The organism is Gordonia sp. HS-NH1 (assembly GCF_001418765.1).
Taxonomy (GTDB): domain Bacteria; phylum Actinomycetota; class Actinomycetes; order Mycobacteriales; family Mycobacteriaceae; genus Gordonia.
The window spans coordinates 108,238-125,391 of sequence record NZ_LIYC01000013.1; the positions used below are offsets into that span (position 1 = coordinate 108,238).

14 protein-coding genes and 1 tRNA gene are annotated in these 17,154 nt (G+C 69.8%); 9 read left to right on the forward strand and 6 right to left on the reverse strand.

Going from position 1 to position 17,154, the window contains the following annotated elements; genetic code table 11:
• The first annotated feature begins 50 nt into the window (after window positions 1-50).
• Genes AMD30_RS11765 through AMD30_RS11775 form a run of 3 tightly spaced genes read left to right on the forward strand, consistent with a single transcriptional unit; the run spans window position 51 to window position 3,157 of the window.
• Complete coding sequence (locus AMD30_RS11765) at window positions 51-1,178, forward strand: ROK family transcriptional regulator (RefSeq protein WP_055475759.1); 1,128 nt, start codon at window positions 51-53, stop codon at window positions 1,176-1,178.
• Between the two features lie 57 nt (window positions 1,179-1,235).
• Complete coding sequence (locus AMD30_RS11770) at window positions 1,236-2,045, forward strand: transglutaminase-like domain-containing protein (RefSeq protein ID WP_010842786.1); 810 nt, start codon at window positions 1,236-1,238, stop codon at window positions 2,043-2,045.
• 5 nt (window positions 2,046-2,050) lie between these two features.
• The gene (locus AMD30_RS11775) at window positions 2,051-3,157 is read left to right on the forward strand and encodes a zinc-binding metallopeptidase family protein (RefSeq protein ID WP_014925361.1); all 1,107 of its coding nucleotides are present in this window, start codon (window positions 2,051-2,053) and stop codon (window positions 3,155-3,157) included.
• Here the strand turns inward: AMD30_RS11775 and otsB are convergent.
• From otsB to AMD30_RS11790, 4 genes are all read right to left on the reverse strand, one after another.
• Complete coding sequence (otsB, locus tag AMD30_RS11780) at window positions 3,154-3,936, reverse strand: trehalose-phosphatase (RefSeq protein WP_055475760.1); 783 nt, start codon at window positions 3,934-3,936, stop codon at window positions 3,154-3,156. The genes AMD30_RS11775 and otsB overlap by 4 nt on opposite strands.
• Window positions 3,933-5,420: an alpha,alpha-trehalose-phosphate synthase (UDP-forming) gene (locus AMD30_RS11785; protein ID WP_197282773.1), complete on the reverse strand. Its 1,488-nt coding sequence runs from the start codon at window positions 5,418-5,420 to the stop codon at window positions 3,933-3,935. The genes otsB and AMD30_RS11785 overlap by 4 nt, the downstream gene beginning before the upstream one ends.
• Before the next feature lie 46 nt (window positions 5,421-5,466).
• Entirely contained in the window at window positions 5,467-5,628 is a 162-nt protein-coding gene (locus tag AMD30_RS25245; protein WP_010842782.1) for a hypothetical protein, read from the reverse strand.
• A gap of 167 nt (window positions 5,629-5,795) precedes the next feature.
• Window positions 5,796-7,292 carry a threonine/serine ThrE exporter family protein gene (locus AMD30_RS11790; protein WP_010842781.1) on the reverse strand — a complete coding sequence of 499 codons (1,497 nt, stop codon included), beginning with the start codon at window positions 7,290-7,292 and terminating at the stop codon, window positions 5,796-5,798.
• A 175-nt stretch (window positions 7,293-7,467) separates the two neighbouring features.
• On the opposite strand from AMD30_RS11790, the gene AMD30_RS11795 reads away from it, so the two are divergent.
• The 3 genes from AMD30_RS11795 (at window position 7,468) to AMD30_RS11805 (ending at window position 8,997) form a co-directional block, all read left to right on the forward strand.
• Entirely contained in the window at window positions 7,468-8,436 is a 969-nt protein-coding gene (locus AMD30_RS11795) for an alpha/beta fold hydrolase (RefSeq protein WP_331456839.1), read from the forward strand.
• 28 nt (window positions 8,437-8,464) lie between these two features.
• The gene (locus AMD30_RS11800) at window positions 8,465-8,851 is read left to right on the forward strand and encodes a RidA family protein (protein WP_055475763.1); all 387 of its coding nucleotides are present in this window, start codon (window positions 8,465-8,467) and stop codon (window positions 8,849-8,851) included.
• 71 nt (window positions 8,852-8,922) lie between these two features.
• Window positions 8,923-8,997: transfer RNA gene (locus tag AMD30_RS11805), tRNA-Thr, on the forward strand.
• 73 nt (window positions 8,998-9,070) lie between these two features.
• Here AMD30_RS11805 and AMD30_RS11810 read toward each other — a convergent pair.
• Window positions 9,071-9,424, reverse strand: coding sequence for a hypothetical protein (locus AMD30_RS11810; protein WP_010842778.1), 354 nt, complete (start codon window positions 9,422-9,424; stop codon window positions 9,071-9,073).
• Between the two features lie 72 nt (window positions 9,425-9,496).
• Here AMD30_RS11810 and AMD30_RS11815 point away from each other — a divergent pair, with 72 nt between their 5' ends.
• On the forward strand, window positions 9,497-11,131 hold the full coding sequence (locus AMD30_RS11815) for a carboxylesterase/lipase family protein (RefSeq protein WP_197282774.1): 1,635 nt from the start codon (window positions 9,497-9,499) through the stop codon (window positions 11,129-11,131).
• A 92-nt stretch (window positions 11,132-11,223) separates the two neighbouring features.
• Here the strand turns inward: AMD30_RS11815 and AMD30_RS11820 are convergent, their stop codons facing one another.
• Window positions 11,224-15,012 (reverse strand): WD40 repeat domain-containing protein, encoded by a 3,789-nt coding sequence (locus AMD30_RS11820; RefSeq protein ID WP_055475765.1) that lies wholly within the window; start codon window positions 15,010-15,012, stop codon window positions 11,224-11,226.
• A 519-nt stretch (window positions 15,013-15,531) separates the two neighbouring features.
• On the opposite strand from AMD30_RS11820, the gene AMD30_RS11825 reads away from it, so the two are divergent.
• Both AMD30_RS11825 and AMD30_RS11830 read left to right on the forward strand, forming a co-directional pair.
• Window positions 15,532-16,722: a winged helix DNA-binding domain-containing protein gene (locus AMD30_RS11825; protein WP_055475766.1), complete on the forward strand. Its 1,191-nt coding sequence runs from the start codon at window positions 15,532-15,534 to the stop codon at window positions 16,720-16,722.
• 45 nt (window positions 16,723-16,767) lie between these two features.
• Window positions 16,768-17,130, forward strand: coding sequence for an ArsR/SmtB family transcription factor (locus AMD30_RS11830; protein ID WP_055475767.1), 363 nt, complete (start codon window positions 16,768-16,770; stop codon window positions 17,128-17,130).
• Window positions 17,131-17,154 lie beyond the last annotated feature (24 nt).

The window sequence follows — 17,154 nt, forward strand, 5'->3', positions numbered from 1 at the left end:
CAGCCCGTCGGCACGCCTCGGCGCCCCCGCCGCACTGCTACATTCATCGCATGCGTGGGGGAGTCATCCCGGCGGCGCTGCAACTGACCTCCACCCCGGCGGCGGCGGTCCTGCACGCGATCCGGGTCGGTGGTCCGGTGACCCGGGATCAGCTCGCGTCGACGACGGGTCTGTCGCCGGCCACCATCAACCGTCAGGTGCATGCTCTCGCCGCCCATGGCCTCATCGTCGAACGACCCGACCTGGCGGGGCCGAAATCGATTGGCAGACCGAAGAATCCGCTGACCCTCGACCGTGACTCGCTGTGTGTCGCCGGGATGCACATCGGTGCCCGGCGAACCGTGCTCGCCATCGCCGACCTCGGCGGACGAACGTTGCACAGCCATGCGGTGCTCACGCCGACCGGTGACCAGGAGGACGCCCTGCGGCACCTCTGCGCACTGCTCGCCGAACTCGCCGCACGCTTCAGCGGGCGTCGGGTGCTGTGGGGTGGCGTCGCCGTCGGCGGTGCGGTCGACGCCGAGACCGGTGTGGTGAACCATCGGGTCCTGGGCTGGCATCAACTCAGCGTGGGCGCAACACTTGCCGAACACCTCGACACCCCGGTGTCGGTGTGCGAGCACGTCGAGGCGATGGCCGCCGCCGAGCTGCTGCTGACCCACCCGCGTGACGACGGGGGCTCCGGGTTGTTCTTCTACGCACGTGAAACAGCCGGGATGGCAATGACTCTCGACGGCCGGGTGCATGTGCCGGAACGCGGGGCGGGCACCATCGCCCACCTGCCGGTCACGGCGCCCGTGCTCGCGCCGGGACTCACTCGGGTCCGATTGCAGAACGTCATCGGCGACGACGCCGCGGAGGCGGCGGCCCGTCGTCTCGGGATCAGTCCCACGTCGTCCCGGATCGTCGACGAACGGGCCCGCGTCCTCGGTGAGTCGGTCGCGCTCATCCGGGACGTGATCAATCCCGACGCCATCGTCGTCGCCGGCGACGCGTTCGCCGCGCACCCGCACGGGCTCGCGCCGGTGCAGGCGGCCTTCGACGAAGCCACGACGCTCACGTGGCCGCTGGAGATCGCGCCCTCGAGGTTCGGTGTGCGGGTGCAGGAGAGCGCGGCGATCGTGGTGGCGCTCAGTGTCATCTACGCGGATCCGGTCGCGGCGATGGCGACGTTGTGACCGGTCACCCGACCGCCTGCCGCTGCCGTTGTCGCGCGCATCCCCTACGGTGAGTCCATGACGCTGCCCCGCGATGTGTCCGCACGGCTCGAGGTGCGGGTCGACGACCCCACCGAACTGGAGATGCAGATCACCGTCGCCCGACTGCCCGGACTCCAACTGGAGGAGGAACTCAAGGTCGAATTCGACGGCCGGTCGGTCACCCCGGAGGAGATGATCGGGCAGCACGGCTCCCGCATCCACCGGTTGCAGCTCGAGCGGGGTGTCCTGACCATCGACTACTGGGCGTCGGTGCTCACCCCCGCCGACCCGCTGCCCGTCGACGTCACCGACCGTTCGACCTATCTCCGTCCGAGCCGATATGCCGAGTGCGACAAGTTCTTCGGGTTCGCGGCAGGTCAGTTCGACTCGTCGCTGCCCGACGGCGAGATCCTGCGGCAGGTCGCCGCCTACGTGTCGGATCGGCTCAGCTACATCCCCGGCGCGAGTGACCCCATCGACGGTGCCGCCGACACCCTGCTCGCCGGTGCGGGCGTGTGCCGCGACTATGCGCATCTCGTCGTCGCGCTCCTGCGGGCCCTCAACATCCCGGCGCGGCTCGTCGCGGTCTACGCGCCCGGATGTTCGCCGATGGATTTCCATGCCGTCGCCGAGGCGATCGTGGACGGCGAATGGGTGTCGGTCGACGCGACCGGACTGGCTCCACGGCAGAGCCTCGTGCGGATCTCGACCGGCCGCGACGCCGCCGACACCGCATTCCTCGACAACCATCGCGGTTCGATCAACCTCAACTCCTACGAGGTGACGGCGACGGTACGAGGGGACCTTCCGATCGACGACGGGAATGCGCGCATCCGGATAGGCTGAGCCGCGTGCATGCGCTCACCTGTCCGGTTTGTAATGCGTTGTCCGGCTTCGACCGTCAGACCTGCCCGAACTGCGGGACGACCGTCGGCGTGCACCTCCCGTCGCGGTCGTTGTACGCGGTCTCGGCGGACGGGGTCGAGATCGATGGCATCCGGTGGGTCCGATGCTCGTTGTGGGACCGGACCCATTGCAACTGGCTGACCCCGGCCGAGGTCGCCGACGACAGCATCGGACTGCGCGGACGCTGTTTTCCGGAGTCCCTGATCCGGCGTCAGCCCGACGCCGAGGACACCATCGCGCTCGAGAAGCTCGCCCCGGCGTCCTTCGACCTGCGGCTGCTGATCTATCAACTCGTCGATCTCGGCTTGCCGGTGGAGCCGTTCTGGCGCACCGACGGCGGCCTGGCGTTCGATCTGCTGTCGAGTCAGACCCTCGGCAGGCCGGTCATGATCGGTCACGCGGGTGGTGTGGTGACCATCGACCTCGCCGAGACCCAGGATGCGTATCGTGAGCGGCTACGGGTCGACCTCGGCGAGCAGTACCGCACGATGCTCGGTCACTTCCGGCACGAGACGGGTCACTACTTCGAACACGTCCTCGTCGAAACCGGTCCGGGCGCCGACCGGTACCTCGAGCGCTGCCGGGACCTGTTCGGGGACGAACGCGCGAGCTACGCCGACGCGATCACGCGGCACTACCGGTTCGGGGCACCAGAGAACTGGCACGATTCGTACATCTCCGAGTACGCCACGATGCACCCGTGGGAGGACTTCGCCGAGTGCTTCGCGCACTACCTGCACATCACCGGAACCATCGACACCGCCCGGGAATCCGGGCTCAATCTCGATGCCCAGCAGGTCCGGTTCACCATGGAGCGCGACATCGTGCCGCTCCGGTCGTACGCCGACGAGCCGATCGAGCGCCTGCTCTACGACTGGAAGTGGTTGTCGCTCATGCTGAACAGGGTGAACGTGGCGATGGGGCGTCGGCCGCTGTACCCGTTCACGATCCCCGAACCGGTCGTACGCAAACTCGGTTTCGTGCACGAGGTGATCCGCGAGAGTGCCCGCCGGGCGGTGGCCACGGACCCGCTCGTCGCGATGCCGGCCTAGTCGGCCGCGCGTGCCCGCTGTTCGGCGACGAACGCGAGAACCGTTGCCACGTCGTCGGTGTCGGCGATGCGGTATTCGGCGGCGGTGTCGCCCTCGCCGACCTTGATGCCGACGTCGCCGGACCCCGGGCGTAGGTGGGCGAAGGCCTTCTCGTCGGTGACGTCGTCGCCGAGGTAGATGACCGCGTCGGCGCCGATGGCCTCGCGCAGGGTGTCGAGCGCGTGACCCTTGCTGGTCTCGATCACCGCGAGTTCGAGAACGGCCTTGCCTTCGGTCACGTGAACGCCCGGCCAGGCGGCCGGGCCGGTGCGCGCACGGTCGAGCGCGGAGACGGCGTCGCTCTCGGACGCGTTGCGCACGTGCAGCACGGTGCTGGCCGGTTTGACCTCGACTGTGCTGCCCGGGAATTCGGCTGCGATGGAGGACAACTCGTCGATCAGCCGGTTGAGCAGCGCGCGGGCCTCGTCGGTGACCTCGACCGCGAACCCGGACTCGAACTCGCTGCCGTGACTGCCGACCAGCACCACCGGGGCGGTGAGGCCGGACAGTGCCGCGAGCACGGCGCGCTCGCGACCGGACACGACTGCGACGACGGTGTCCGGCAGCGCGGCGGCGGCCGTGAGAGCGTCGATCGACGCGGGGAGGGGAACGGCGTCCTCGGGCCGCGACACGATCGGCGAGACACATCCGTCGTAGTCGCTCGCCACGAGCAGCACCCCCACGCCGGCGGCCCGCGTCAGCGCCTCGGTGAGCTCGGCGGGAATCCTGTTGTCGCTCACTCCGGTTCGTCCACCAGGTGGACACCCCGATTGGCCGACAGCTCGGTGTCGGAGTCGGCGCCGAGCGTGCCGAGGAAGCTCTCGGCCCACTTCGTGACATCGTGGGCGAGAACCTGCCTCCGCAGCGCGCGCATGCGTCGCCTGCCCTCGTGTTCGCTCTGTTCGACGGCGGCCTCGATCGCGTCCTTCACGCCGTCGAGGTCGTACGGATTGGCCTGGTAGGCCGAACGTAGTTCCGCTGCCGCGCCGGTGAACTCGCTGAGCACGAGCGCGCCGCCCAGATCGCCCCGGCAGGCCACGTACTCCTTGGCGACGAGATTCATGCCGTCACGCAGCGGCGTGACCAGCATGACGTCGGCTGCCACGAAGAAGGCGAGCAGTTCCTCGCGGGGCACCGGACGATGCAGGTACTGCACCACGGGCTGTCCCACGCTCGCGTACGTGCCGTTGATGTTCCCGACGAGTTGCTCGATGCCGGCGCGCATCTGCTTGTAGCTCTCGACGCGTTCCCGGCTCGGCGTCGCGAGCTGCAGCATCACCGTGTCGGCGGGCTCGAGCCGCTTCTCGGCCAGCAGCTCCGAGATGGCCTTGAGCCGGACGTCGATGCCCTTGGTGTAGTCGAGCCGGTCGACGCCGAGCATGATCGTCTTCGGATTGCCCAGTTCGCGGCGGATCTCGGCGGCCCGCTCCCGGATCTTGCGGGTCTTGGACTGGGCGTCGAGCTCGCCGGACTCGATCGAGATGGGGAACGCGCCGACGCGCACGGTCCGGAACCCGACCTGCACCACGCCGAAACGCGAGCGCACGCCGACCGTGCCCTTGCTCGTCGCCTGACCGGCGAGGCGCCGGGCCAGGAAGAGGAAGTTCTGTGCCCCGCCCGGCAGATGGAAGCCGATGAGGTCGGCGCCGAGGAGGCCCTCGACGATCTCCGTCCGCCACGGCATCTGCATGAACAGTTCGACCGGCGGGAACGGGATGTGCAGGAAGAAGCCGATCTTCACATCGGGTCGGAGCATCCGCAGCATCTTGGGTACCAGCTGGAGCTGGTAGTCCTGCACCCAGACGACCGCACCCTCGCCCGCGGCCTTCGACGCCGCCTCGGCGAACCGCCGGTTGACCTCGACGTAGGCGTTCCACCATTCGCGGTGGTACTCGGGTTTGACGATGACGTCGTGGTAGAGCGGCCACAGCGTGGCGTTGGAGAAGCCCTCGTAGTACTCGGCGATCTCCTGCGTCGAGAGCGGGACTGCGTGGATGTCGATGCCCTCGATGTCGGGGTTGTCGTCGGAGTCGGGAATCCCCGACCATCCGACCCAGGCCCCGGTGTTGGCGCGCAGGATCGGCTCGAGCGCGGTCACGAGTCCGCCCGGACTCCGCTTCCAATTGACGGTGCCGTCGGGAAGGACCTCTTTGTCGACGGGCAGACGGTTCGCGACGACGACGAACTCCGCCCCGTCGTGGATGTTCCGGTCGGTCCCGGTCACGCCGTCGGCGTCGGGGTGGGTTTCTCCTGCTCGCGGAGCCACCTGGTCAGGCGTTCTCGCCCGGCGCGATCCCCAGCATGGCGAACAGCATCCGGCATTCGTCGGCGTCGGTCGCGTACGCGGCGACGACGCGGCGCGCCGAGTTGGCGGTCTCGTCGGCCACGGGTTCCAGTTCTTCGTCGGCGATGTCGGTCGTCTTCGCGGGCATGTGAGTCCCCTCGTTGTGCGGCATGGTGTGCGTTCGGCGCGCGATGTCAGCCGGCGCGGCGGTGCGGCGTCCCCGGACTCCTGGTGATGCCACGCTGCCGTCCGAGGACACGCCCGACTACGTATTCTACCCGGGCATCGCGGGGGTTCACGGTCACCCGCCTCGCGTCAGAGTCGCGGCGTCGGTGGTCGCCGGCGGTTCGGTCGGCCCCGGCGGGCGTTGGCGTGCGCCTGACGGGCCTCGCGATCCTCGCGCAGCGCGATCCGGCGGCGGAGTCGCCAGTCCGGCCGGGGAGGCAGCTGGGGACGACGCAGCGACCGGGCGACGAACTCGCCCAGCGTGACTCCCGCGGCGAGAGCGCAGCCGATGGCCAGCGCGTTCGCGATCCAGGTGAAGCCGTCGAGCGTCTGATCGCCGAGGATGCCGTAGAGACCGCGATACACCGCGAGACCCGGTAGCAGCGGGGTGATGCCGGCCACCGCCACGACGAGCGGCGGCGTCAGTGCACGGCGCGCCAGCAGGCCGCCGATCAGGCCGACGAACGCCGCCGCGAGACCGTTGGCGATGACGTCGCCGATGTCGGTGAAGGTCGACGCGGCCGCCACGGCGGTGCCGATGAAGCCGCCGAGGAACGCTACGCCGAGCGCGCGCGTCTCGGCGTAGCTGGCCAGCGCATAGGCACAGGCGGCCACCGCGCCGGCGACCACCCGGATGGGGAGTTCGACGACCTCGAAGCTGGTCGTCGTGGTGATGGTCGGGAGGTAGATGCCCCCCGCCTCCAGGATTCGGATCGCGACGCCGACGCCGGCGATGATGCCGCCGGTCATCAGCAGCAACTCGAAGAAGCGGGCCACCCCGGTGATGGGCGCGCCGGTGATCGCGTCCTGTACCGAGCCGACCAGCGACAGCCCGGACAGCAGGACGACGATGCCGGCCGCGATGACCTGCGAGGGCGCGATCTGGACCCCGAGCCGTTCGGCCGCGGCGAAGACGAGGGCGGCGGGGACTACGGCCACGAACCCGCCGAGGACCTGCTGGAAGAAGACGGGGGTCCCGATGCGGTTCAGGCGACGGTTGATGCTGACCGTCACCACGGTGGTCGCGAAGGCCAGTGCGGCGACGAGATACTGGCCACCGAGCAGCACCGCGATGCCCGACGCCATGATCCCCCAGGCGGTCGTGGCCAGCCAGTGCGGATACGGGTGCGGCGCGGTGATGATCTCGTCGACCATCTGATGCGCGGTCGACGGGCTGATGAACGAATCACGGATACGGCGGACCAGCCGGTCGACCTGCGCGAGCCGCGTGAAGTCCATCGAGCGGTAGTAGACCTGCTCCATGGTCGTGATGGGCGGCAGCGTCGCGCCGCGCCGCGCGCTGACCACGATCGTGTTGTAGGTGACGTCGACGTCGACGTCCTCGAGGCCGTACACGCCGGCGACGAACTTGATCTGCGTCTGGGTGTCGATGGCCCCGGTGCCGGAGTCGAGCAGGACCGCACCGATCTTCGTGGCGAGATCGAGCACCTCGGTGATCGCCGCGACGTCGAACGGTTCGATCGGCTTGCGCGGCGACACCATGATGCTGCCGGGTTCGATGGTGTCGATCGTCGCCTGCCGGCTGCCGCTGAGCCGGCGCAGGACACGGCCGATCTGTTCGCGCACGCAGGCCTCCTGTGGTCGGTGGGGGAGTGCTCGCGGGTAACCGGCTCCCGACCGGTTCAACCCTGACAGGAGACTGGATACACCTCCTCCGTCCGGGCGGTTCGGGCAGGGTCCCGGGTTCCGATCAAACATTCACGACGGCAGCTGTCCGGTGGTGGTACACAGTATTTCGGACATGCCAGGCGCTTTCTTCGTCGACGCAGGCGGGATGATCCCGCACGGAGCCCAGGGAGAGATCATGACGGGATCGACCGCGGACGAATTCGACCATCTCGCCGAGAATCGCGCGGAGATCGGGCGCGACGACTTCCCGCTGCCGGTCGTCGAACGCGAGACCGTCGACGTCGAGGGGCGCGCGCTGAGTGCTCTGCGCTGGGGGCGAGCAGATCCCGAGGTGGTGTTTCTCCACGGTGGCGCGCAGAACGCGCACACGTGGGACAGCGTGATCCTCGAGCTGATCTGCCGGCGGCCCGATCTGTCCGCGGTGGCAATCGATCTGCCCGGTCACGGACATTCGGATCGGCGGGCGGATCGCGACTACATGCCGTGGACGGCGGCGGAGGCCGTGCTGCCGGTCATCGGCGAGGTCGCGCCTCGTGCACGCATGCTCGTCGGCATGTCGCTGGGCGGGTTGACCGCCATCCGCGCGGTCGGTCTGCGCCCGGCGCTGGTGGCCCACACCGTGGTCGTCGATGTGACACCGTCGGTCTCGACGCGCCTGCAGGGGATGTCGGCGGACCAGCGCGGGACGACCGAGTTGGCCAGCGGCCCAGCTCTTTTCGATGACATCGAGTCCATGACGGACAGTATCGCGGCGATGGCCCCACACCGGCCGCGGTCGGCGATACGACGTGGGGTCATACACAACAGCAAGCCGGTCGGCACCCGATACGAGTGGCGATACGACCGGCTCTCGGGCGCGGACGACTTCCGCCCGCTGTGGGAGCACGTCGAGACCGCGGACACCCACTTCACCCTGGTGCGGGGAGGTGACTCGACCTTCGTCGACGACGCCGATGCCCGCGAGTTCGCCGAGCGCGCGGCGCGATTCTCCGAAGTCGTGATCGCCGGTGCCGGCCACTCGGTCCAGAGCGACCGTCCGGTGGAACTGGCCGCCGTGATCGACTCCGCGCTGGAGGGCTGAGTTCCGCGGCTGGTCTACGATCGCGGGCATGTCCTCCGTGCACATCAACGGTCCTCGAGACGGCCACACCCGCAGCGCAACGGTGAGTCCCGGGAGTCTCGTCTTCACCGCAGGCGCGGCGCCCATCGACGACGACGGCGCGACCGTCGCTCCCGGGAATGTCCGCGAACAGGCCGTGCAGTGTATGAAGAACCTGGAGGCCGCGCTGATCGAGTCCGGCGCGACGCTGCGCGACGTCGCCAAGGTCACCGTGTACGTCGCCGAGCACCTGCAGGCCGATCTGGTGGTCGCCTGGGACGCGGTGACCGAGGCCTTCGGCGATCACAAGCCCGCGGGCAGCCTGCTGGGTGTCTCGGTCCTCGCCTACGACGAGCAGCTGGTGGAGATCGAGGCGGTGGCCGCGATCCGGGGCTGATCGTGGAGCGTCTGATCGGCCCGGGTGGGATGAACCGGGAAGCGGTCCGGCCGATATACTCGGCCGCGCGTGCCTCCTTAGCTCAGTGGTAGAGCACTCGCCTTGTAAGCGAGCGGTCGTCGGTTCAATCCCGACAGGGGGCTCCACGAACAAGCGCCGCGCACCGATCCGGTGCGCGGCGTTGTCGTTTCGCGGGTCCGGCCCGGTGGGCGCGGTCGTTCACCAGATGACCGCGAGACCCGCGGCGAGCAGCGACAGCGCGCCGACGGCCCAGAAGAGGGGCCGGGGTACGGGTTCGCCGGTGCGCTTCTGGCGTGCGCTGCCCATGCCGAGGATCGCGCCCAGAACGAGCAGGATCACGAGCTTGATCCCGATCTTGGGGTAGTTCAGGTCGATTCCGGCCGGCCACGGCGCCGCGAGTGCGAGCCCGGTCAGCAGGGACAGCAGTATCCCGTAGTCCATGACGCGGGTGACGCGGAACTCGCGCGCCACGAGCTGGGTCACCCAGGCGCCGAAGGTGACGGCGAAGCCGATGATGTGCAGGAAGATTACGACGTTGCGTAGTAGCTCCATGGGGTCACATTACCCAGGAGGCGCGGTGAAATTCCGGACAACCGGAACAGGTTCACGGTGCACGATGGACTGATGAAGCACGACGAACCGGGCACCTCCGCCATCCCGCCCGCATCCGTGGGAGAAGCCGCGAGCGGCCCGCGACCGCTCGCCCACACCCGCGTCGGCACCTACCGCGGTGTCGTCGGCGAGCGGGCGGACGTGTGGCGGGGCATCCGGTACGCCCGTCCGCCGGTGGGGGAGCTGCGCTGGCGCCGGGCTGTGCCCCTCGCCGAGAGCGACGCGCCAGAGGACGTCGTCGATGCCTCGAGATTCGGCGCGGTCTGCCCGCAACAACTGAACCCCGCGGTGCGGCTGGGCCCGGACGTGGTGATGGACGAGGACTGTCTGTTCCTCAACGTGTGGACCCCGCCGGGTGCCTCGGAGCATGCCGACGATGCCGTCGGACTGCCGGTCATGGTGTGGCTGCACGGCGGCGCCTACGTCCTGGGATCAGGGGCCCAGCCGTTCTACGAGGGTTCGAACCTCGCCGCCACGGGGGACGTGGTCGTCGTGACGCTCAACTACCGGCTCGGGGTCCTCGGGTTCGCCGACCTCTCGTCGATCGACGGGCGATTCGAGTCGAACGCCGGACTCAGCGACGTGCTGACGGCGCTGCACTGGGTCCACGACCACATCGCCGCGTTCGGCGGCGATCCCGACAAGGTGACGGTGTTCGGCGAATCGGCGGGTGCGGGACTGGTCACCGCACTGCTCACCATGCCGGCCGCGGCCGGGCTCTTCGGCCGGGCGATCGCGCAGAGCTCGCCCGTGACCTCGATGTACGGGTCCGAGCGGGCGGCGCGGGTTGCCGCGCAACTGCTCGAGGTCGCCGGCATCGACGCCGGTGAACTCGACGCCGGCGACGTCGTCGGACGGCTCGAGGCGCTCGACGGCATGACGTGTTCGGCGCTCACCACCACTCTCTTCGAGAAGATCCCCGCCGAGACCCCGGGCACCATCGCGTTCGCGCCGGTCATCGACGGCGATCTGCTGCCCGAGCATCCCCTCGACGTCTATCGGGCAGGCCGTGCGCATCCGGTGCCGTTGATCATCGGGACCAATCGCGACGAGGCGAATCTCTTCAAGTACATGAAGTCCCCGCTGATGCCGATCACCACGGCCGACATCGAGCGGATGTTCGCCGGCATGACGAAGGAGTACCCGGACGTCGTCCTCCCGCAGCGTGCCCAGGTGCTCTCGGCCTATTCGGGTCTGCGTCCCAAGGTCACCGGGCTCGGCGTGGCCCGCGACGTGGCGTTCCGCATGCCCACGCTGTGGCTGGCCGAGGCGCACGCACGCTCGGCGCCGGTCTACGTCTACCGCTACGACTGGACGACGAGGATGTTCCGGCTCCTCGGCCTCGGCGCCGCCCACGCCACCGAGGTCCCGTACGTGTGGGGCAATCTCGGCGCCGGGCCCCGTGACGTCACGTTCCTGCTCGGCGGCCGCAAGCAGGGAGAAGCGGTGTCCGAGAGGATGGTCCGACGATGGACCGCGTTCGCGCACGGACAGGAGCCGGACGCCGGGTCGCTCGGGGATCCCTGGCCCACCTACGACACCGGCCACCGTCCGGTGCTGCGCATCGATGCCGAGGATCGGGTGGTGCAGAACCTCGACGGCGACATCTGGGAGGCATGGGGCGACGAGGTGCTCGGCTTCCGGTGAGGCCCGCTGCGACCCCTCTGCTGGCCGAGCAGCGTCGACCGAGCGCAGCGAGGACGCCGCGTCTGTCGAGGTCACCTGCCGGCCAACAACATTCAGTCCCGACCGCAATTCGCACGGACGTCGACGTGCGGGAGATAGGCGTCGCGCTGCGCGTCGGTGAGGGGTGCGGTGCTCGCGCAGATCCAGTCGCGGGCCACATCGAGGTCGAGCGTGTGCAGGTAGACGTTCCCGGTCGTGTCCCCGCCGGAGATGATCTCCTTGTCGGACGGGAGCTGGACCGATAGCTGCCAGGTGGTGGTGGTGTCGGTGGTGGCGAGCAATGTCCCGACCGGTTGCCGATCGGTGAGCTGACCGTCGTCGTCGAGCGCGAAGCTGATCAGCTCGTGCGTCGCGGTGCCCACCGCGAGGCGGTTGGGCGCCATCGAGACCGTCGAGGCGAACATGTCCTCCTGCCGGTCGAGCAGTTCCGGTTCGGCGTCGGAGCCGACCGGCGGCAGGCGCCAGGTGGACAGGTCGCGGGAGGCGACCACCAGCACACCGCCGTCGTCGAAGGCGGCTTGGGCGATGGGCGCCTCGTCGGTGATGACGTCGACCGGGTCCGGACTCGACGACGTGAGGTCGTACAGGTAGACGCGCTTGTCGTCGGAGGTCAGCGCGAGCCGCGTGCCGTCGGGGCTGAACGCGACGTTGCGGATGAGGTCGGTCGGTCCGCGCAGCGGTGCACCCACCCGTCGCGGGGAGCGGGGGTCCGAGGTGTCCCACAGGGCCACGGTGGTATCCGTGTCGCCGGTCGCGAGCAGGTTCCCCGACGGCGCGAAGACGACCGGGAAGGAGTAGCGGGTGGCGACGCCGAGGGCCGCGGCGCGTCGAGGGGCCGCGGTGTCGGTGATGTCCCAGAGCTCGACGAGCCCACCGTTGTTGTTGGCGGTCGCGGCCATCGTGCCCGGGCCGTTGAGGCTGACACGCGGATGGTCGTTGACCCGGCGCTGGATCGGCGTTCGCGATCGCAGCGTGAGGCCGCCGGACGTCGTCCACAGGTTCAGGGTCGTGTCGGAGCCGACCGTCGCGAGGACTCGTTGCGCGGCGTCGGTGTCCAGCCCCGTGATCGTCCCGCCCCGATCGGGTTCGGTCCGGCCGGGCAGGCTCCACACGTCGATGGTGCCGTCGGAACGGCCGGACACGAGCTGGTCGCCGCTGGGGTCGAAGCGGGCGGAGAAGGTCCGCACCGACCCCTGCTCGGAGGTGGTCTGCAGCGCCCACTGCAGGGTCGGCGAGGTGGGATTGGCGGTGTTCCACACCCGGACGAGACCGTCGGCGCGGGCGGAGGCCAGCTGCGAACCCGAGCTGTCGAAGGCGATGGACCACGACCCCGCCGTGCTGTTGGGCAGGGAGGTGCTCAACGGGCGGGGCGCGAGCGGGTCGGCGACATCCCACAGTTGGGCGTCGGGGCTGTCGCCGGTGACCGCGAGGGAACGACTGTCGGGGCTGAAGGCGACGGCGTGGGTGATGCTGGGGAAGCCGGTGAGCGGGGGACCCAGGGGTTGCGGTGTTTCGCCGGTGGTCCACAGCCGCACGGTCCGGTCGTCGCCGCCGCTGGCCAGGGTGCGACCGTCGGGGCTGAAGGACAGGGTCCGCGCCGCGGCGGTGTGACCGCGCAGCACGGCCGTCTCCCGGATCGAACCGGTCGGGGAGACCGCGTACACGGTGATGGTGCCGTCGTCCGACGACGCGGCCAGGGTGCGGCCGTCGGCGGAGAACCGCACCATGTAGACCGTGCCGTGGCCGGGTGAGACCGTCGTCGCCGCGCGCGGGTTCGACGCGTCGGTCAGGTCCCACATGCGAACGGAGCCGTCGCCGCTGCTGCTCGCCAGCAGCTGCCGCGTCGGGTGGAAGTCGGTGCTCGTGACGTAGTTGCCGAAGCCGCGCAGAACCGCGGACTCCCGATAGTCCGACGAACCGGACCGCGTCCAGACGCGGACGGTCCGGTCGCCGCTCGCCGACGCGAGCCGGGTGCCCGTCCGGTCGAAGGACAGGTCGTAGACCGGGCCGGTGTGACCGGTAAGAGGTGTCACGAGCGGAGTCGTCGCGGCCCCGCGCAGGCGGCTCTCCACCGTCGGGTCGTCGGGATAGATCCGGTGCGCGACGAGCAGCAGTCGCGCCGCCAGCGACGGGTTCGAGAACTGCATGCTGTCGATGTGGGACAGCAGTGCCGACCGTTCGGCGGCGTTTCGCTGTTGCCGCAGGTCGTGGGCCTGCCGGAACCCGATCGCCGCGGTGATCGTTGCCGCGATCGCCAGCGCGACGATGACCGACACCGCACCGATGCGGGTGAGGCGTCGCCGCTGCTGCATGGCGACCGCGGCGTCGAGGAATGCGTCGTTCTCCTTGCTGAGCAGGTGCAGATAGTCACTGCGGAGGGTCCGCCGCCGGCGCTTGGCGTCGTCGAGACGCGACCCGGTGTAGAGGAACGACCGGCCACGGCCGTTGGCCAGCCACGCCGCGCTGTCGGCGTCGACCTGCTGACGCCACAGGTGGTTGTCGGTGTCGTCGGCGATCCACTCGGCCAGACGTGGCCACGCGGTCAGCACCACGTCGTGCACGAGCATCACCGAGTCGGTGGAGACCGTGAGCAGCCTGGCCTGGGCGAACTCGTCGATGACCGTGGCGACCTCCGGCGGGAACCGGTTCGCGAGGGTCGCCGTGGACAACGGCACGCGCAGCGCGATCCCGGCCGGACCGACGTGCACGAGGGCGAGCAGGACGGCGCGCGCGAGGTCCCGATGCCGCGGGTCGATCGCCGCCCAGGCGGCCTCCGCGGTGTCGGCGACGGCGCGGGCGATACCGCCGGTTGCCCGGTAGCCGGACAGGGTCATCCGGTTGCCGCTGCGGCGCGCCCAGGTCGCCTGCAGGACGTGCGCGAGCAACGGCAGCCGGCCGGCCCGGTCGCCGCCTGTCGACGCCTCGTACAGCTCGGTGATCATCACGTCGGCGAGTCCGGTCTCGATCCGGCCGCCGGCGAGACGGACGGGTGCGGTGATGACCTCGCGCAACTGCGTTCGCGTCATCTCCGAGACGATCACGCAGCGGTGTTGCCATGCGTCGGCAAGGAACGGGTGCTCGACGCACGGACTGAAGAAATCGGCTCGCACACCGACCACGACGACGGTGTCGTGCGCGAGTTCCTCGACCTCGCGCAGCGTCTCGGCCCGCAGCGAGTCCTCGAGGGAGAAGACGTTCTCGAACTGGTCGATGACGATGACCGCCTGCTCGGTCGTCGTCGGCGGCGGCGGAGCCGGCGCGTCGGTGACCTCCGCTTCCGCCGGGGCCGCGATGGCGAGACCGCCCGGGGTGATCTCGCCGAGTCGGGGCGAGGGCAACCGGGCGTCCCGTGCGAGGCCGGCACGCAGCAGCGACGACTTGCCCGATCCCGACACCCCGGTCACCACGACGAGCCGGGACGCGGGAGGCAGGGGCGGCGGTCCCTTGCGTGCCGCCAGGATCGCGTCGACGAGGGTGCCGACGACGTCGTCGCGGCCGAAGTACATCTGGCTGTCGGCTGCGGTCAACGTGGCGAGACCGGCGAACGGTCGTGCCTGCTGCGGTGCGGACGGCTCTTCCGCGCGGGCCTCGTCGGGCGTCCGGTGGTCCCACATCTCTCGCCATTGCCGGATGGTGAGGACGTCGTCGGCGCCGGCGGCGACGGCCCGGGCGGTCAGCCAGACGAGCAGCGGTTCGACGGTCGCGAAGTCCCGGGGGAGATGCCGCCCGTTGCGCCAGTCGCTGATCCGCTGTGCCGAGACCCGCGCCCGTGTCGCCGACGCCCGCAGTGTGGGACGGCCTGCCTGCACGAACAGTCGCGCGAGAGCCTCACCGAAATCCACTCAGCTGTCCCCATGCTCGCCCCGACTGTTCGACCGCACCATCATGCGGTAGCCGAACCCACCGCGCCAGCATCGGCGACCCGATGTGGCGACGGCCACATCTCGGACGTGCGTACCAGGGTCGACCGGCGGTTCGGAAACCGGATCCGGAACCGGTTCTGTCCGGTCCGGATAGTCCGTTAGCCGCTTGACCAGTGGCTTCGCCGCGGTTTCCGGTGTGGGGGTGGAGTGGGCGGCGTTCGTGGGGTCTCCTTGTGGGGCGCGACTCGACGGGGGTCGGGAAGCGCACAGGTTGCGTCGGTCGAAGGACACACGGAGGTGTTCGGCGAACACTGCCCGTCGGGGGCTGTGTGTCGTTCGGCCCACACGACCGCGCGGGTGCCGGACACCGGGTCGACGGGGGTCGGCGGTCTCCGGCACCCGCGTCCCCTCCTCCGGGCGACTCTCTTCTTGTCGGCTCTGCTCACTACGATTTCTCCATGCGACTGCTTGCGGGGCCCGATCGATGACTCTCGAGCGATGACCGCTCGACCGGTGATCACCGACGCACAGCGCCGCGCACGCCTCATGCGCCGGGCGCACCTCGACGCGTCGTCGCGGGCAGTCGACGCGGTCGAGGCGGCCGCCACCATGGTCGGTCTACACGCCACCACTCCCTCGACGGTCCATCTGGCCGCCTGGGCTCGTGTCGGCCCGGGCTTCGCGCGCCACTCCGTCGACGCCGCCCTCTACGAAGCGCGGACGCTCGTCAAGCACCTCGCGATGCGACGGACCCTGTTCGTGTTCCCGAGGGACGTCCTGGCCGAGTCCGTCGGGGCGTTGGGGCCACGGATCTCGGCCTCCGAGCGCACCAACATGCTGCGCGATCTCCGGCGCAGTCCCGACTTCGACGACCCGGAGGGCTGGATCGAGACCGCCCGGCAGGCGGTCCTGGCCGAACTGGCCGGCGGGGAATCGTTGACCTCCACCGAACTGCGCGAGCGCCTACCGGCTCTCGACGGTTACATCAGCCACGGCGCGGGCACCGCCTGGGCGGGACGCGCCCCGATGGGTCCGCGGGTGCTGAACATGCTCGACGCCGAAGGCGCGATCGTCCGCGGCCCCAATCGCCTGGGCTGGCATCTGTCGCGGCCGGCCTGGACGTCGATGTCCCTCTGGCTCGGTGAGGCACTGCCGTCGATCAGCGTTCACGACGGGCACTGCGCGCTGATCGGACGCTGGCTGCGCACGTACGGACCCGGTACCGAGACCGACCTGGCCTGGTGGCTGGGGTCGACCAAGACCGCGGTCCGCGCGGCCCTCGCCGAACTAGACACGACCCAGGTCGACCTGGAAGGCGGCGGCGTCGGCCACGTCCTGCCCGACGATGTACCCGATGCCTCGGACGACGAGGTCGAACCGCAAGCCGTCCTGCTGCCCGAACTGGACCCGACCACCATGGGCTACAAGGAGCGCGGCTTCTACCTCGGCGGCCACGCCGCGGAGGTCTTCGACTCGGCGGGCAACGGCGGTCAGACCGCCTGGTGGGACGGCCGCATCGTCGGCGGCTGGTATCGCCGCGCGGACTCGTCGATCGACATCATCCCGCTGGAGCCGCTGCCCCGCGATGCGCGTCGCGCGCTCGACGCCCGGGCCGAGGAGCTCGCCGCGTGGCTGGGGGACGAACCGCTGAAGACCGGATACGCCGCTCCCTACGCACGCCGGTTGTGAGGGGTCGCGGTTGCCCACTGATTCGACATCGGTCAATATTGACGCATGTCGAATCAGAACCTGCTGTCGCCGGTCGGGCGCGGCTTGAGCACCGACCAGGCGGAGACGGCCACGCCGGTGCTGAAAGCACTCGCGGATCCGGTTCGGTTGCGGTTGCTGTCGGAGATCGCCGCGCATCCGGGAGCCGAAGCGTGCGTGTGCGACATCTCCGGACCGTTCGACGTCTCACAACCGACGATCTCGCACCACCTCAAGGTGCTGCGGGAGGCGGGTCTCATCACCGGTGAGCGTCGGGCAACCTGGGTGTACTACCGCGTGAACACCGATGCGCTACAACATCTTTCCGATCTGCTGGGAGGTCTCGCGTCGGTGGTGGGGGAAGCCCGGTCGTGCGAGGTCCGGTCATGACCGCCACCGACACCGCGGTCGCGG